The following is a 15,912-nucleotide window of genomic DNA, read 5'->3' on the forward strand; positions in this document are numbered from 1 at the left end:
CTCTTCTCACGCCTGCGTCAGCGGGTACTGCTCTTTCAGTGTCCTCAGCACCTGGTCGCCGGGCATCGGCGCGCCGAACATGAAGCTCTGCACATATTCGCAGCCCATCTGGCGCAGTTCCAGCGCATCGCGCTCGTCGGCGATGCCCTCGGCGACCACCGACAGGCCGAGCTCATGCGCCATGTTGACCATGGACTTGAGCAGCACGGCGCGCTTGGGCGTGTTGTCGTCGACAAAACTCTTGTCGATCTTGATGGTGTCGAAGGGGAAACGCGTGAGGTAAGCGAGCGAGGAATAGCCGGTGCCGAAATCGTCCAGCGACAGGCCGATGCCGAGCTGCTTCAGCTTGGTCAGCACATGGGCGGTCTGCTCGGGGTTGTCCATCACCAGGGACTCGGTGAGTTCGAGCCGAAAACAGCGCGGCTTCAGATTGGCCCGCGCGATGACGGAGCGGACATCGCTGACCAGGTCGCGGCGAATGAGCTGGCGGCTGGACAGGTTGACCGAAACCGACAGCGGCGCATCGCCGATCTGCTTTTGCCATCCCGCCAGATCCTCGGCCGCCTGCTGCATGGCGAACAGCCCAAGCTGCACGATCAGCCCGCAGCTTTCGGCGACCGGAATAAAATCGGCAGGCGGGATCATGCCGCGGCGCGGATGATCCCAGCGCAGCAACGCCTCGAAACCGGCAACGCTGCCGTCTTCCAGGCGCACGATCGGCTGGTAGGCAAGCGTGAACTCGCGCCGTTCGATGGCGCGCCTTAAATCGGATTCAAACTGCAGCCGGTCGGTGCCGACGGTGCGGAAAGCCGGGCGGAACGGCTCGATCCTGTCGCCGCCGAAGCGCTTGGCCTGGTGCATGGCAAGCTCGGCGTCCTTGACCATGTCCTCGGCCGAGCTCTGGGCCGATGTCCAGGTGATCAGGCCGATCGAGGCAGTCAGCACGATCTCGCGCTTGGCAAAGGTGATCGGGTTGTTGATCGCATGCTTGATGGCATCCGCCACGCCGGCGATGCGGGCAGGGTCCTGTTCGGACAGCAGCATCAGCGCGAACTGGTCGCCGGCGAAGCGCGACAGCGAATCCTTCGGCTTCAGCAGCCGGTGCAACCGGCGTGCTATGGTGAGCAGGATGGTGTCGCCGGCCGAGATGCCGAGCCCGTCATTGACCTGCTTGAAGCGGTCGATATCGATGACGAACACGGTCGGACGCACCTTCTCTTCGGTGCGGGCGATCGAGATGATCGCCTCCAGCCGGTTCATGAACAATTCACGATTCGGCAGGCCGGTCAGATTGTCGTGCACGGCGTCGTGCAGCAGCCGCTCCTCGGACTTCTTCTGCTCGGTGACGTCGACCATGGTGCCGACGCAGCGGATGACCTCGCCGTCCGATCCGATCACCGGGCGCGCCCGTAAGGCGAACCAATGATAATGCCCGTCGGCGCCGCGCAGGCGGAAATTCTGTGCCACCCGGCCACGGCGGTGCTCCAGCACCACGTCGAGCGTCGTGCGGAACGTGTCGCGGTCATCGGCATGCAGCACCGGAAGCCAGTTGCGCGCCGCACCACCCAGGCTGTTGGGCGCCAGCCCGAGCTGGATGCTGACATCAGGCTTGGTGACGACGCGGTCGCGCAGCACGTCCCAATCCCACACTGTGTCGCCTGATCCCGCGACCGCCAGCGCCTGGCGTTCAAGATCGGAGAACAGGCCCTGGTGCAGGGCGCCGCCGGCAAAGGCGTGCTGCATGACGGTGAAGCCAATCAACAGGATGATGAGGATCAAGCCACCGCCGAGCGCCGGCTGGGCGATGTCGTTGTCCAGCATACCGGTGATCGCCATCCACGATCCACATAGCCACAACAGCACCATGACCCAACTGGGCACCAGCATGATGGCGCGGTCATAGCCGCGTATGCCGAGGAAGATGATCAGGCCCAGCCCTGTCAGCGCGGTGGCCGCGAAGGACAATCTGGCGATGCCGGCGGCGACCGCCGGGTCGACAATGGCGACGCCGGCGATCAGCAGCAGCCCCAGTATCCAGACCAGCGCGCCATAGCTGAAGTGGCCGTGCCATCGGTTGAGGTTGAGATAGGCGAACAGGAACACCACGAAGGTGCCCGCCAGCGCCACCTCCGTTCCCGCTCGCCACATCTGCTCATTGCCGGGCGAGATTTCGATGATCTTGTTGAGGAAACCGAAATCGACGCAGATATAGGCAAGCACCGCCCAGGCGAGCGCCGCCGTCGCTGGGAACATCGAGGTGCCCTTGACCACGAACAGGATGGTCAGGAACAGCGCCAGAAGGCCGGCAATGCCGATGACAATGCCGCGAAACAGCGTGTAGGAATTGACTGAGTCCTTGTAGGACTCCGGGTCCCACAGATAGACTTGGGGCAGCTTCGGCGAGGCGAGTTCGGCGATAAAGGTGATCACCGTGCCGGGATTCAGCGTTACCCGGAACACGTCGGCGTCGGGGCTGGTCTGGCGGTCTAGCGCGAAGCCTTCGCTGGGCGTGATGGCGGCGATGCGTGTCGAGCCGAGATCAGGCCAGAAGATGCCGGAATTCACCAGCCGGAAATGCGGCGCGACGATCAGCCGGTCAAGCTGCTGGTCGGTGGTGTTGGCGAGCGCGAAGACCGCCCAGTCGCCGGTCGAACGGGCATCGTTGGCCTCGACCTCGATGCGCCGCACGATGCCGTCCGGCCCGGGCGCGGTCGACACCTGGAAGTTCTCACCCTGGTTGCGGTAGATCTCGACAGCGCCTGAGAGGTCGAGCGCGACATCGTCGCGGGCAATCTTGATCGGTTCGACGGCAAAGGCCGACGAAGCCGCGCACAGCGTCAGGATTGCCGCGAGGACAAAGGCGAAGAGCGGCCCGTTTCGCAGGAAATTCGTCAAAAATCAGTCCTTCGTTCCAGCGCCCGGCGGATCGTCAGCGATCCGGGCGTAGAGGTAGTGGTCCTGCCAGGTGCCGTTGATCCTGAGATAGGATCGCAGAAGTCCTTCGCGCCGGAATCCGGCTTTTTCAAGCACGCGGATCGACCTGATATTGTCGGGAATACAGGCGGCTTCGATCCGGTGCAACCTCAGCGTATCGAAGGAGAAGCGGGCCACCACCTTGACCGCGTCGGTCATCAGGCCGCGGCCGCCGAAACGCTCGCCGATCCAGTAGCCGACATGGCCGCTTTGCGAGACACCGTGGCGTATGTTGCCGAGCGTGATGCCGCCCGCCAGCTTGCCGCTCGATTTCTCGAAGATGAAGAAGGCGATCGCGGTGCCCTGCGCATAGTCTTCGCGGTAGCGGCTGATGCGCAGGCGCCACGCCGTGCGGTCGAGCTCGTCAGGCGTCCAGCGTGGCTCCCACGGCTCCAGGAAGGTACGGCTTTCGCCGCGCAGCATCGACCATTCACGGTAGTCATTGGTGAATGGCACGCGCAATGTGACGAGATTGCCCTTTAGTGCCGGCAGGTCACGGCGAAAGAAAGGGAGCGCGAACACGGCGCTTGTGCGGACTTAGACGGCGAGCCTGCGGGCCGTGGTCTGCGTACCTGGAAGCGAATCGAGGATCGCCTCGTATGGTGCCAGCGTACCCACGGGCCCGACAGCGGTAAGCGTCGGCTTGGTCGAGAACATCCGCGCCGACAGGTCGGTCAACCTTTCGACCGTCAGTGCCGACAGCCGCTCCATCAGTTCTTCCTTGGCGATCGGGCGGCCGAACAAAAGCAGTTGGCGCGCGATCTGCGAGGCGCGGCTGGCCGGGCTTTCGGCGGACATGATCAGTCCGGCGCGATATTGCGCGCGCGCCCGGTCGAGTTCTTCCTGCAGGATGCTTTCGCCGGCCTTCTGCAGTTCGTCGATGACGACAGGCACGAGTTCGGCGATGTCGCTCTGGCCTGTCGCGGCATGGACGCCGAAAATGCCTGTGTCGGAAAAGCCCCAGTGGAAGGCATAGACGGAGTAGCACAGGCCGCGCTTCTCGCGAACTTCCTGGAACAGGCGCGATGACATGCCGCCGCCGAGGATCATCGACAGCACCTGCGAGGCGTAGAAGTCGCGCACATGATAGGCGCGGCCCTCGAAGCCCAGCACGATCTGCGCGTCCATCAGGTCGCGGTCCTCGCGGAAGTCGCCGCCGACATACTGCGCGTATTGCGGGATGGTACTGTCGGCCTTGCTGCGGAAGCCGCTGAGCTGCTTTTCGACCTCGCGCACGAATTTGTCGTGCTTGATGTCGCCGGCAGCCACGATCACCATCCGCTCGGCGCCATATTGGCGCTCGATGAAATCGTGCAACTGCTTTGAGGTGAAGGATTTCACCGTTTCCGGCGTGCCCAGGATCGACCGGCCGATGGTCTGGTGGCGAAAGGCTGTCTCGGTGAAACGGTCGAAGACGATATCGTCGGGCGTATCGTGTGCGGCGCCGATCTCCTGCAGGATGACATGCTGCTCGCGTTCGAGCTCCTGCGGGTCGAATTCGGATTCCTGCAGGATGTCGGCAAGAATGTCGACGGCCAGCGGCACATCGTCGGACAGCACCCTTGCGTAGTAGGAGGTGGTCTCGACGCTGGTGGCGGCGTTGATCTCACCGCCGACATCCTCGATTTCCGAGGCGATTTCGAAGGCGCTTCGCCGCTTCGTGCCCTTGAACGCCATGTGCTCGAGCAGATGGGCCATGCCATGCTCTTCATCACGCTCATTGCGGGCGCCGGACTTGACCCAGGCACCAAGGGCAACCGATTCGATACTTGGAAGGGTTTCGGTGGCGACTGTCAGGCCGTTCGACAGACGGCTTACCTCAACACCCATATGGCTCTTACTCCCTAACGCGCCGCTCGCGCACGGCGGCCGACGTAATCTTCCACCATTTTCAAGTCGGATGGAAGTACCGTGTATTTTTCCTCAAATGTCATCAATCCGCCAAGCCAAGCGGGCAGGGCGGGCGAGACCCCGCTGGCGGCCTCGACGGCAGCCGGGAACTTTGCCGGGTGAGCGGTGCCCAGCACCACCATCGGCGTGGCACCTGCAACCTTGCCCGACGCCACATGCACCGCTGCCGCCGTGTGTGGATCAAGCAGATAGTCGCTGCCCGCCAGCGTCGAGCGGATAGTGGCGGCGACCTCGTCCATATCAGCGCGGCCGGCGTCGAATTCGGACCGCATCCTGGCGATTTCCGCCGCTTCGATGGTGAAGGCGCCCGATTGCTTGAGGCCTGCCATATAGCGCCGCACGGTCGCCGCGTCGCGGTTGGAGGCCTCGAACAACAGGCGTTCGAAATTCGACGATACCTGGATGTCCATCGACGGCGAGGTGGTGGCGAAGACGCCTTTGGTGCGGTATTCGCCGGTCGCGAAGGTGCGGGCGAGTATGTCGTTGTCGTTGGTGGCGATGACCAGCCGTTCGATCGGCAGGCCCATCTTCTTGGCGGCGTAGCCGGCGAAGATGTCGCCGAAATTGCCGGTCGGTACCGTGAACGATATCGGCCTATCCGGTGCGCCGAGAGACAGCGCCGAGGAGAAATAATAGACGATCTGGGCCATGATGCGCGCCCAGTTGATCGAATTGACCCCCGAAAGCGCCACCCGATCTCGGAAGGCGTGATCGTTGAACATGTCCTTGAGCAGGCCCTGGCAATCGTCGAAATTGCCCTCGATCGCCAGCGCATGGACGTTTTCAGCCTTGGACGTTGTCATCTGCCGCTGCTGCACGGGCGAAACCCGGCCATGCGGGAAAAGGATGAAGATGTCGGTGCGGCTGCGCCCGGCAAAGGCGTCGATTGCCGCGCCGCCGGTATCGCCCGAAGTGGCGCCGACGATGGTGGCATGCTGGCCGCGTTCGGCAAGCACGTGATCCATCAGCCGGGCGAGCAGCTGCATCGCCACGTCCTTGAACGCCAGCGTCGGTCCATGGAAGAGTTCGAGGACAAACGTGTTGGGCCCGGTCTGGACCAACGGACAGACAGCCTCGTGGCGGAAGGTGGCGTAGGCTTCGCGGACCAGGCGTTCGAAGACCGGCGCCGGGATGTCGCCGCCAAGGAAGGGCGACAGCACGCGGATGGCGAGGTCTGGATAGGCAAGGCCGCGCATGGCGCGGATCTCGGATGGCGAAAACTGGGGCCACTCGCGCGGTACGTAAAGCCCGCCATCGCGCGCCAGTCCCGCCAGCACCGCGTCAGAAAATCCAAGCGCGGGCGCTTCCCCGCGGGTACTCACATATTGCATGTCACAGATCCGTTGCCGCTTGGCTTTTCCGTTCACCACAAGGTGGTTAATTTCTGTGCTGGCTCAGTCGCATTTTTGCCGCGCGGTTGATATACGTCACCAGCTTTGCGAGAGGGAAGAGCAGTTTCATGGCGTTTCATACATTCGGCGGTCGCTTTGTGGCGGGTCTTGCGTTCACCGGCTTTATGCTCGCCGCCGCCGGTTGCCAATCAAGCGACAACGGCATCCTGAACCTTGGCTTCGGCAAGAAGGATCCGACAGCGCCACCGCCGCCGCAGGATCCCAAAATCCTGACCAGCCAATTGAACGCCTATTGCCCGAAGGTCACGCTGCGTGACGGAACGGCCTTCTTCAACACCTACGTCAAGGATGTGCAGAAGCCCAAGCCGAGGCTCAAGAAGACCGGTGATGCCGCGCAGGATGCCGCGGCCCAAGCCGCGGCTGACGCAGCAGCCGCCACACCGCCCGACGATTCGGCGAGGATCATTTACCAGGCGTCGATCAGCGACGTGACCCGCGATTGCAGCCGTGCCGACGGGCAACTGACTATGAAGATCGCGGTCGCCGGCAAGGTCGTTCCAGGACCGAAATTCGCGCCCGGCACCATCACCATGCCGATCCGCACCGCCGTGATGCACGGCACCGACGTGCTTTATTCGCAGATTCATCAGTATCAGGTCCAGGTGACCGATCCCTCGGTCGCCACCCAGTTCGTCTTCACCGATTCCAACATCGTCGTGCCCGCACCGACGGCGCCGGACTATCAGGCCTATGCCGGCTATGACGAAACCGCGCCGAAGGCGACGGCGGACAAGCCGAAGAAGACCCACAGGCAGAAAAAGGCCGCAACGACAAACTAGACGTTGCTCAGGCGTCGGCCGACCATTCCGACAGCGCCGCGATCACGCTTTTCAGTTCCGCCCAGCGACGGATCACCGTCTCGGCGCCGGCCTCCGTCAGCGCGTCGGCATGGCCGGGATAGCTGTGGCTGGCGCCGGTGAAGCCGATCACTCGCATGCCGGCCGTCCTGGCACCGGTGACGCCGTGGACGGAATCCTCGATGACGAAGGTGTTGGCCGGCTTGGCGTTGAGTTTTTCAGCGGCGAACAGGAACACGTCCGGAGCCGGCTTGGTTTTGCCGGTAGGCGTTTCCAGCGCCGAGAAGATACGGCCGGCGAAAAACGGCAGCAGATGCACTTTCTCCAGCATGAAATCGATCCGCTCCGAGCGGGAGTTGGAGCAGATGCAGCGTTGCGCCGTGACGGAGGCGACCGCTTCGCGCACGCCTTCAATGGCACGCACGTCGCTGCGCAGTTTCCTGTCGACCAGGTCCTCTGCACGATCGATCAGCGACACCTGGAACGGGATCTTGGACTTCTCCTCTATCCGGATAAGGATGTCCTTGAACGTCAGGCCCGCATAGGTCTCGGCAATCTCTTCCGCCGAGATTTCGTATCCGGCCAGGGTTATCAGCTCAGCCTCGACCCGTGCGGCGATGATTTCGGAATCGACGAGAACGCCGTCGCAATCGAAGATGACAAGGTCTGGCTGGGGCATGGTGATCCGGAACAAGGAGGAGGAGGAATGGCCGCTCAGGGCTCAAGCGGCGCGGCATACACCAATGGGCCGGCCTTCGCAAACCTGACCGGCCATCCGGCGGGCCTTCACCGAATATTTACGCTGATCGGTAACCATAACGGGGAGTAAACAGTAACACGTGCCTTGGGTGTAAGAATGTCTGCCGTGCGTCTTCTCGACGAGCTTTCCCATGCTCCCCAGCAGTCCGAATGGCTGGACACGATCCTCAAGGGCGACTGCGTCGCAGCCCTCGACCGGCTGCCCGAAAAATCCGTTGACGTCATCTTCGCCGATCCGCCCTACAATCTGCAGCTCGACGGCGACCTGCACCGGCCCGACCAATCCAAAGTCGATGCGGTCGACGACGCCTGGGACCAGTTCGAGAGCTTCGAGGCCTACGACGCCTTCACCCGCGCCTGGCTGCTGGCGGCGCGCCGCGTGCTAAAGCCGAACGGCACCATCTGGGTCATCGGCTCCTATCACAACATCTTCCGCGTCGGCGCCAAGATGCAGGATCTGGGCTTCTGGATCCTCAACGACGTGGTCTGGCGCAAGACCAACCCGATGCCGAATTTCCGTGGCCGCCGCTTCCAGAACGCGCATGAGACCATGATCTGGGCCTCGCGCGACCAGAAGGGCAAGGGCTATACCTTCAACTACGAGGCGCTGAAGGCGTCCAACGACGATGTCCAGATGCGCTCCGACTGGTTGTTCCCGATCTGCACCGGCGCCGAGCGCTTGAAGAACGACAATGGCGACAAGCTGCACCCGACGCAGAAGCCGGAGGCCCTGCTCGCCCGCATCATGATGGCCTCGACCAAGCCCGGTGACATCGTGCTCGATCCCTTCTTCGGCTCCGGCACGACAGGTGCCGTGGCCAAGCGCCTCGGCCGTCATTTCGTCGGCATCGAGCGCGAACAGGCCTATATCGACGCCGCCAATGAACGCATCGACGCGGTGCGACCGCTGGAAGGAGCCGATCTCACGCTTCTCACCGGCAAGCGCGCCGAGCCGCGCGTGGCCTTCGTCAGCCTGATCGACACCGGGCTGATGGCGCCAGGCGTAACACTCTACGACGCCAAGAAGCGCTGGGCGGCCAAGGTGCGCGCCGACGGCACGGTGGCGATCGGCGACAGCGCCGGCTCGATCCACAAGATCGGCGCCGAGGTGCAGGGCCTGGACGCCTGCAACGGCTGGACCTTCTGGCACTACGAGCGCAGCGGCGGTCTCACCCCGATCGACGAACTGCGCCGCATCGCCCGTCTTGGCATGGAGCGGGCAGGGGGCTGACCCCCGCCGCGCTTCCGCGATGATTCAAAATCGGAACGGATCGCTGGAAGCGATTCAGATCACGCCTTTATTCCGTGGCGTTCAAGATCTGCTTGAAGCGTCTTGGCATCGGTGAACAGCACGGCTTGCCAGCCGGCCGCCCTGGCGCCGTCGACATTCTTCTGGCTGTCGTCGATGAACAGCGTCGCGGACGGTTCGAGGCCGAACGCAGCAACGTGATGGTCGTAAATATCACGATCCGGCTTGATCTTGCCGATCTCGCCGGAGATCGTCACACCACGTGGACGATCGAGGAAATCGAAGCGTTTGCGGGCTTCGGCCAAGGTGTCGGCGGCGAAGTTGGTCAGCATGGTCACGTCATGGCCGCTCTCGATCAGGCCGAGCATGATGGCGACGCTGTCGTCATAGGCATGCGGCACCATGTCGTGCCAATGCCTTCGGAAATTGCGGATGTTTTCCGCGTGATCGGGATGCTCGGCGATCAGCAGCGCCTCGGCCTCTTCCCAGGTCCGGCCGCGATCCTGCTCGACGTTCCAGTCATGCGTGCAGACATTGTCGAAGAACCATTTCCGCTCCGTCTCGTCGGGGATCAGCCGGCTGAACGGAATGCTGGGATCGTAGTGGAGCAACACTTTGCCGATGTCGAAAACGATGTGGCGGACTTCAGTCATGGGGCCTCGTTGCACTCAATGGTGACGGCTTTTTCGTCGCGCCGGGTATCGCAGCCTCGATTGCCTTTTTCATGACAGTCGGCAGGGCCTCGCCGGAAATCTCTCGGCCAGGCGACCAGAAATGCCCTTCCGGGGCATCACCTTTGATGTGGGCATGAAAGACGTCGAGTTCGAGAGCGAAATGGGTGAAGACATGTGTAATTGTTCCGGCCCGCCGCCATTCGCCGGGAAAGGGCGCCGCCGCCGGCGTGGTGGCTCCATCCACCCGTGCCGTCCAGGCGGTGGTCGGCACCTCGGTCATGCCGCCGAGCAAACCTTTCTCCGGCCGTTTGCGCAGGAGAATGGCGCCGTCCTCGCGCACGGCGACGAAAGCGGCGCCGCGCCGCAACGGCTTGTCTGCCTTCGGCAGGCGAACCGGGAAATGTTCAGGGTCGCCCGACAGGATCGCGGTGCAATCCTCGCGCAGTGGGCACAGCATGCAGCGCGGCCGGCGCGGCGTGCAGATCGTGGCGCCGAGATCCATCATCGCCTGGGCGAAGTCGCCCGGCCTTGCTGGCGGCGCCATTCGCTCGACATGGGCGCGTATCTCGGCCTTGGCCTCGCTGAGCGGCATTGTGATCGAAAACAGCCGGGAGATGACACGCTCGATATTGCCGTCCACGACAGCCGCAGGGCGGTCGAAGGCGATTGCCGTGATGGCCGCCGAGGTGTAGGCGCCGATGCCGGGCAGGTCTCTCAAAGCGGCCTCGGTGTCGGGGAACCGGCCGCCACGAGCCGCCACCAGATCGGCGCAGGCCTTGAGGTTGCGCGCGCGGGAGTAGTAGCCGAGCCCCGCCCAGGCCTTCATCACGTCCTCGATCGGTGCCTCGGCCAGCGCCTCGACGTCAGGCCATTTCTCGACAAAGGCGCGGAAAAAGGATTTCACCGCCTCGACGGTGGTCTGCTGCAGCATGACTTCGGACAGCCAGATGCGGTAGGGGTCGGGCCGCACGCCTCGGGCATGGTCGCGCGGCGAAACCCGCCAAGGCAGTTCGCGATGATGCACGTCGTACCAGGCGAGCAGGCGCGACGCGGTATCGCCTGGCGTTGCCCCATCGGTCTGGGCCTTGCGGGTCTGATCTGCTGGTGCCATTGATCTTGTGTTGGCCTGGCCGATATCGGGTGAGGTCGTGGCTGGAGAACGCACATGGCAGGGAAAAGGCCCTTCGGCAATCCCGTTCCGGTGAGCGATCTTGCCACCGAGATCCTCGATCCGGTGCTGCGCAAGCGGGCAGGCATCTCGATTGGTCTCGTCCAGTCCTGGGAAGAGATCGCCGGCCCGCGCCTTGCCAGCCGCTCGCGGCCCGAGAAAATCCAGTGGCCGCGCCGCCTGCATGAAGATGATCCGTTCGAGCCGGCCGTGCTGGTCATCGCCTGCGAGGGCATGGCGGCGCTCCACCTGCAGCATGAGACGGGTGAGATCATCAACAGGGTCAACGCTTTTCTCGGCTTCAATGCCATTGGCCGCATCAGGATCGTACAGAAGCCTGTAATATCAGGCAAAGTCCGGTCAAAACCTGCCCTCAGGCCGCTGACCGAGGCCGAAAAAATGAAACTGTCCGATACTGTCGGGCTGATTGAAGATGACGGGCTGCGCGCCTCCCTGGAAAGGCTGGGTGTGACAATTCTTGGCGGGAGGAAAGTCTAGTTCCCACTGGAAAGAGCCACAGGTTTGTCGTTAATCTCGCGCATTCGTGATCACCCTTGTCAGGTTTCGCGATTGGATTGGGGACAGGGATGCCTTAATTCGCGCCAACTCTCGCTTTTTCGTGCCTTTGCATTGCAAAATCCAACCCTTGTCAGGTGATTCGTATGAGCCGTTCCTCGTTTGGCCCAAGCTTGTCTCGCAGAAACGTCCTGTCTTCGCTGGCCGCCATTCCGGCGGTCGCCCTGCTCGCCGCTTGCAGCGACTCCGGCGAACAAGCCAAGGCCGCGGATGTAAAGCCCGCCGATCCGGCCACGCCCGCGAAGCCTGCCACGCCGGCGGCGGTTCAGGTGCCGGAAGCACAGGGCACCGTCGACATGGCCGAATTGCTGAAGCCGGGCGCACTGCCCGACAAGCAGCTTGGCAAGGACGATGCGAAGGTCACCATCGTCGAATACGCTTCGATGACCTGCCCGCATTGCGCGCATTTCGCCGAAACGACCTTCCCGGAGCTGAAGACGAAGTATATCGACACCGGCAAGGCCCGCTATATCCTGCGCGAATTCCCCTTCGATCCGAGCGCGGAAGCCGGTTTCATGCTGGCGCGCTGCGCCAAGGACAACTATTTCCCGATGGTCGACGTGCTGTTCAAGCAGCAGGCCAACTGGGTTGGCGTGTCGAACACAAAGGATGCGCTGCTGCAAATCTCGAAGCTTGCCGGTTTTACACAGGAGTCCTTCGAGGCCTGCTTGACGGACCAGAAACTTCTGGACGATGTGAGATCGGTCCAGAAGCGTGGCGCCAATGAATTCAAGGTCGACTCGACACCGACCTTCTTCATCAACGGTAAGACCTACAAGGGGGCGATGTCGATTGAGGAAATGTCGGCCATCATCGACCCTCTGCTCTGACATCGGCTCAGCGCTGAGGCGGCGGCGTTTCGGCGCGGCCCGCCTTTATGAGGCGCGTGAATGAAGTTTTCGCGCCTTCGCCTGCTCGGTTTCAAGTCCTTCGTCGAACCCGGCGAGTTCGTGATCGAACGCGGCCTGACGGGTATTGTCGGGCCGAACGGTTGCGGCAAGTCGAACCTCGTCGAGGCGTTGCGCTGGGTGATGGGCGAAAGCTCCTACAAGAACATGCGCGCGTCCGGCATGGACGACGTGATCTTTTCCGGTTCGGGCACGCGGCCCGCACGCAACACCGCCGAAGTCACGCTGTTCCTCGACAACAGCGATCGCTCGGCGCCGGCCGCCTTCAACGATGCCGACGAGTTGCAGGTGTCACGCCGCATCGAACGCGAGGCAGGCTCCCTTTACCGGATCAACGGCAAGGAAGCGCGCGCCAAGGACGTGCAGCTTCTGTTTGCCGACCAGTCGACCGGCGCGCGCTCGCCGTCAATGGTCGGGCAGGGCCGTATCGGCGAATTGATCCAGGCCAAGCCGCAGGCGCGTCGCGCACTTCTCGAAGAGGCCGCCGGCATTTCCGGCCTGCATACCCGCCGTCACGAGGCGGAATTGCGGCTGAAGGCTGCGGAACAGAATCTCGAACGCCTGGACGATGTCGTCGGCGAACTGGAAAGCCAGATCGAGAGCCTGAAACGCCAGGCGCGCCAGGCTTCCCGCTTCAAGAACCTGTCGGCCGATATCCGCAAGGCCGAAGCGACGCTGCTGCATCTGCGCTGGACATTGGCCAAGACCCAGGAAGGCGAGGCGCGCTCGGCGCTGGCGAACGCCACGGCACTTGTCGGCGACCGCGCCGCCGCGCAGATGAACGCCGCCAAGGAACAAGGCATCAGCGCACATCGTCTGCCTGAGCTGCGCGACGCGGAGGCCGCCGCTGCCGCCGCCTTCCAGCGCTTGTCGATCGCCAGGTCGCAGATCGAGGAGGAAGCCGGCCGCATCCGCGCCCGCCAGACGGAGATCGAGCGCCGGTTGCAGCAGCTCGATGGCGACATCGCCCGCGAGGAGCGGATGGTGCGCGACAATGCCGATGTTCTCGAACGCCTGCGCACCGAAGAAGCCACGCTGAATTCCGAAAACGCCGGCGCCGCCGAGCGCGAGGCCACCACCCGCGCGGCATTCGAACAGGCGGCATCGACGCTTGCACGAAGCGAAGCCACGCTTGCCGCGCTGACCGCTGAACGGGCCGAGGCCGCCGCTTCGCGCCATCAGATCGAACGGACGCTGCGCGAAACCGCCGAGCGTCGCGACCGCTTTGCCCGCCAACTCGCCGAGGTGGACCGCGAATTGTCGGACATCCTCTCGAAGATAGCCGGCCTGCCGGATCCTGCCGAGAAGCGGATACTGGTCGAACAGGCCGTCGCGCTGCTTGAAGAATCCGAGGCCGCGGTGGCGCAGGCCGAGCAGTCGGTCATCGATGCCCGTGCCGCCGAAAGTGCCGCTCGCCCACCGTTGCAGGACGCAAGGGCGGAACTGGCGCGGATCGAGACCGAAGCCCGGACGCTGGCCAAGATTCTGAACGCGGCCAGCGGCGATCTCTTTCCTTCGGTGCTGGAGCAGATCAGCGTCGAGCGCGGCTTCGAGACGGCGCTGGGTGCGGCCCTTGGCGAAGACCTGGACGTGCCGCTCGACCGCAGCGCGCCCGCGCATTGGGGCGAAAGCCAGATTCAGCCCGGCGACGCAGCCCTGCCGGAAGGGACCAGAAGCCTTGCCAGCGTGGTTCGCGCCCCGGCGCAGCTTGCCCGCCGCCTGACGCAGATCGGCATTGTCGAGGCCGCCGATGGCCGCCGGCTCCAGGCGCTGCTCGCGCCTGGCCAGAGACTGGTCAGCCGCGAGGGCGCGCTCTGGCGCTGGGACGGCCTGACCGCCAGCGCCGATGCGCCGACGGCCGCGGCTCAGCGGCTGGCGCAGAAGAACCGGCTTGCCGAACTCGATGCCGAGGCGGTGCAGGCGACGCTCACCCTGCGCCAGGCCGAGGAGGCGCTGGCGCAGGCTGAACAGGCGCTTCGCCAGGCAAGCGAGGCCGAGCGGAACATGCGTCAGGCCGGGCGTGACGCCCAGCACCGGCTGGACGCCGCCCGCAATGCGCTGGCCGAAGCCGAGAAGGCCGGCGGCGAGCTGTCGAGCCGGCGCGCGGCTTTGGACGAGGCGCGTGCCCGCATCGTCGACAGCCATGAGGAGACCTCGGCGGCGTTCGTCGAGGCCGAAATGCTGCTGCAGGACGCACCCGATCTCGGCGACCTGCAATTGCAGCTCGAGCAGTCGTCGGCCAATGTCTCCCGCGACCGCGCCACGCTTGCCGACGCGCGTGCCGTCCATGAAGGCTTGCGGCGCGAAGCCGAGGCACGCACGCGCCGGCTGGACGCCATCGGCGCCGAACGCAGCAACTGGCTGGTGCGCGCCGAAAACGCTTCGACGCAGATCGCCTCACTCGGCGAACGCAAGGCCGAGGCCGAGGCCGAGCGCGAGCGGCTGGCCGATGCGCCAGACGAGATCGATGCCAAGCGGCGCGCCTTGCTGTCGCAACTCACCGAGGCCGAGACCTTGCGCAAGGCGGCCGCCGACCGGCTGCAGGAAGCCGAGAACAGGCAGGCCGAGCTGGACAAGGCGGCCACATCAGCCATCCAGTCGCTGGCCGAGGCGCGCGAGACCCGAGCCCGCGCCGAGGAAAGGCTGACGGCGGCCGACGAGCGCCGGCTGGAGGTCGAGGCGCGCATCCAGGAAACGCTGAACACGCCGCCGCATCTCGTCATTCGCCATACCGGGCTGGAAGTCGACGATCCGATGCCGGAAATGGCCGAGATTGAACGCCAGCTCGATCGGTTGAAGATCGAGCGCGAACGGCTCGGCGCCGTCAATTTGCGCGCCGAGGAAGAGCAGAAGGACCTTTCCGACCGGCTGGAGACCATAGTTTCGGAGCGCGAGGACATCATCGAGGCGATCCGCAAGCTCAGACAAGCGATCCAGAGCCTCAACCGCGAGGGCCGCGAGCGGCTTCTCGCCGCTTTCGATGTGGTCAACAGCCACTTCCAGCGGCTGTTCTCGCATTTGTTCGGCGGCGGCACGGCGGAATTGCAGCTGATCGAATCCGAGGATCCGCTAGAGGCGGGGCTGGAAATCCTTGCCCGCCCGCCCGGCAAGAAGCCGCAGACCATGACGCTGCTGTCGGGCGGCGAGCAGGCGCTGACGGCGATGTCGCTGATTTTCGCCGTGTTCCTGACCAACCCGGCGCCGATCTGCGTGCTCGATGAAGTCGACGCGCCGCTCGACGACCACAATGTCGAACGCTTCTGCAATCTCATGGATGAGATGGCCAAGACCACCGAGACTCGCTTCGTCATCATCACCCACAATCCGATCACCATGGCACGCATGGACCGGCTGTTTGGTGTGACCATGGCCGAGCAGGGTGTCAGCCAGCTCGTTTCGGTGGACCTGCAGGCCGCTGAAGCCATGCGCGAGGCGAGCTGAGCCGCCGGCCATAGGTCTTGCGCGACGTGCCGGCTGGCCGGTCG

The 15,912-nt window shown here is 64.0% G+C and carries 12 protein-coding genes; 5 read left to right on the top strand and 7 right to left on the bottom strand.

Going from position 1 to position 15,912, the window contains the following annotated elements; translation table 11 throughout:
• Positions 1–6: 6 nt before the first annotated feature.
• The 4 genes from FJ938_RS10465 to thrC are packed head-to-tail and all read right to left on the bottom strand — an operon-like array spanning position 7 to position 6,215.
• Positions 7–2,895, bottom strand: coding sequence for an EAL domain-containing protein (locus tag FJ938_RS10465; RefSeq protein ID WP_140610067.1), 2,889 nt, complete (start codon positions 2,893–2,895; stop codon positions 7–9).
• Between the two features lie 3 nt (positions 2,896–2,898).
• Positions 2,899–3,495 carry a GNAT family protein gene (locus tag FJ938_RS10470; RefSeq protein ID WP_140610066.1) on the bottom strand — a complete coding sequence of 199 codons (597 nt, stop codon included), beginning with the start codon at positions 3,493–3,495 and terminating at the stop codon, positions 2,899–2,901.
• Positions 3,496–3,510: 15 nt separating this feature from the next.
• Positions 3,511–4,803 carry a pitrilysin family protein gene (locus FJ938_RS10475; RefSeq protein WP_140693409.1) on the bottom strand — a complete coding sequence of 431 codons (1,293 nt, stop codon included), beginning with the start codon at positions 4,801–4,803 and terminating at the stop codon, positions 3,511–3,513.
• Positions 4,804–4,817: 14 nt separating this feature from the next.
• The gene (thrC, locus tag FJ938_RS10480; protein ID WP_140693412.1) at positions 4,818–6,215 is read right to left on the bottom strand and encodes a threonine synthase; all 1,398 of its coding nucleotides are present in this window, start codon (positions 6,213–6,215) and stop codon (positions 4,818–4,820) included.
• Positions 6,216–6,343: 128 nt separating this feature from the next.
• On the opposite strand from thrC, the gene FJ938_RS10485 reads away from it, so the two are divergent.
• On the top strand, positions 6,344–7,075 hold the full coding sequence (locus tag FJ938_RS10485) for a hypothetical protein (RefSeq protein WP_140693415.1): 732 nt from the start codon (positions 6,344–6,346) through the stop codon (positions 7,073–7,075).
• A 7-nt stretch (positions 7,076–7,082) separates the two neighbouring features.
• On the opposite strand, the gene FJ938_RS10490 is transcribed toward FJ938_RS10485, so the two are convergent.
• Positions 7,083–7,772: an HAD family phosphatase gene (locus FJ938_RS10490; RefSeq protein WP_140693418.1), complete on the bottom strand. Its 690-nt coding sequence runs from the start codon at positions 7,770–7,772 to the stop codon at positions 7,083–7,085.
• A gap of 177 nt (positions 7,773–7,949) precedes the next feature.
• Between FJ938_RS10490 and FJ938_RS10495 the strand changes: the two genes are divergently transcribed.
• On the top strand, positions 7,950–9,083 hold the full coding sequence (locus tag FJ938_RS10495) for a site-specific DNA-methyltransferase (protein WP_140610061.1): 1,134 nt from the start codon (positions 7,950–7,952) through the stop codon (positions 9,081–9,083).
• A gap of 59 nt (positions 9,084–9,142) precedes the next feature.
• On the opposite strand, the gene FJ938_RS10500 is transcribed toward FJ938_RS10495, so the two are convergent.
• Together FJ938_RS10500 and mutY are read right to left on the bottom strand one after the other, a co-directional pair.
• Positions 9,143–9,754, bottom strand: a complete 612-nt coding sequence (locus FJ938_RS10500; protein WP_140610060.1) for an HAD family phosphatase — start codon at positions 9,752–9,754, stop codon at positions 9,143–9,145.
• Positions 9,747–10,886, bottom strand: coding sequence for an A/G-specific adenine glycosylase (gene mutY, locus FJ938_RS10505; protein WP_140693421.1), 1,140 nt, complete (start codon positions 10,884–10,886; stop codon positions 9,747–9,749). Before mutY ends, FJ938_RS10500 begins: the two co-directional genes overlap by 8 nt.
• 54 nt (positions 10,887–10,940) lie before the next feature.
• Between mutY and FJ938_RS10510 the strand changes: the two genes are divergently transcribed.
• From FJ938_RS10510 to smc, 3 genes are all read left to right on the top strand, one after another.
• Positions 10,941–11,441 carry a DUF721 domain-containing protein gene (locus FJ938_RS10510; protein ID WP_140693424.1) on the top strand — a complete coding sequence of 167 codons (501 nt, stop codon included), beginning with the start codon at positions 10,941–10,943 and terminating at the stop codon, positions 11,439–11,441.
• Positions 11,442–11,605: 164 nt separating this feature from the next.
• Positions 11,606–12,349 carry a DsbA family protein gene (locus FJ938_RS10515; RefSeq protein WP_140693427.1) on the top strand — a complete coding sequence of 248 codons (744 nt, stop codon included), beginning with the start codon at positions 11,606–11,608 and terminating at the stop codon, positions 12,347–12,349.
• A 60-nt stretch (positions 12,350–12,409) separates the two neighbouring features.
• Positions 12,410–15,868, top strand: a complete 3,459-nt coding sequence (gene smc / locus FJ938_RS10520; protein ID WP_140693430.1) for a chromosome segregation protein SMC — start codon at positions 12,410–12,412, stop codon at positions 15,866–15,868.
• The last annotated feature ends 44 nt before the right edge of the window (positions 15,869–15,912 follow it).

It is taken from the genome of Mesorhizobium sp. B2-4-14 (genome assembly GCF_006442155.1).
Classification (GTDB): domain Bacteria; phylum Pseudomonadota; class Alphaproteobacteria; order Rhizobiales; family Rhizobiaceae; genus Mesorhizobium.

Bases quoted from the DNA above. Each gene is read 5' to 3' on its own strand.
- FJ938_RS10475 (WP_140693409.1), bottom strand. From the start codon at position 4,803: ATGGGTGTTGAGGTAAGCCGTCTGTCGAACGGCCTGACAGTCGCCACC.
- thrC (WP_140693412.1), bottom strand. From the start codon at position 6,215: ATGCAATATGTGAGTACCCGCGGGGAAGCGCCCGCGCTTGGATTTTCT.
- FJ938_RS10485 (WP_140693415.1), top strand. From the start codon at position 6,344: ATGGCGTTTCATACATTCGGCGGTCGCTTTGTGGCGGGTCTTGCGTTC.
- FJ938_RS10490 (WP_140693418.1), bottom strand. From the start codon at position 7,772: ATGCCCCAGCCAGACCTTGTCATCTTCGATTGCGACGGCGTTCTCGTC.
- FJ938_RS10495 (WP_140610061.1), top strand. From the start codon at position 7,950: ATGTCTGCCGTGCGTCTTCTCGACGAGCTTTCCCATGCTCCCCAGCAG.
- FJ938_RS10500 (WP_140610060.1), bottom strand. From the start codon at position 9,754: ATGACTGAAGTCCGCCACATCGTTTTCGACATCGGCAAAGTGTTGCTC.
- mutY (WP_140693421.1), bottom strand. From the start codon at position 10,886: ATGGCACCAGCAGATCAGACCCGCAAGGCCCAGACCGATGGGGCAACG.
- FJ938_RS10510 (WP_140693424.1), top strand. From the start codon at position 10,941: ATGGCAGGGAAAAGGCCCTTCGGCAATCCCGTTCCGGTGAGCGATCTT.
- FJ938_RS10515 (WP_140693427.1), top strand. From the start codon at position 11,606: ATGAGCCGTTCCTCGTTTGGCCCAAGCTTGTCTCGCAGAAACGTCCTG.
- smc (WP_140693430.1), top strand. From the start codon at position 12,410: ATGAAGTTTTCGCGCCTTCGCCTGCTCGGTTTCAAGTCCTTCGTCGAA.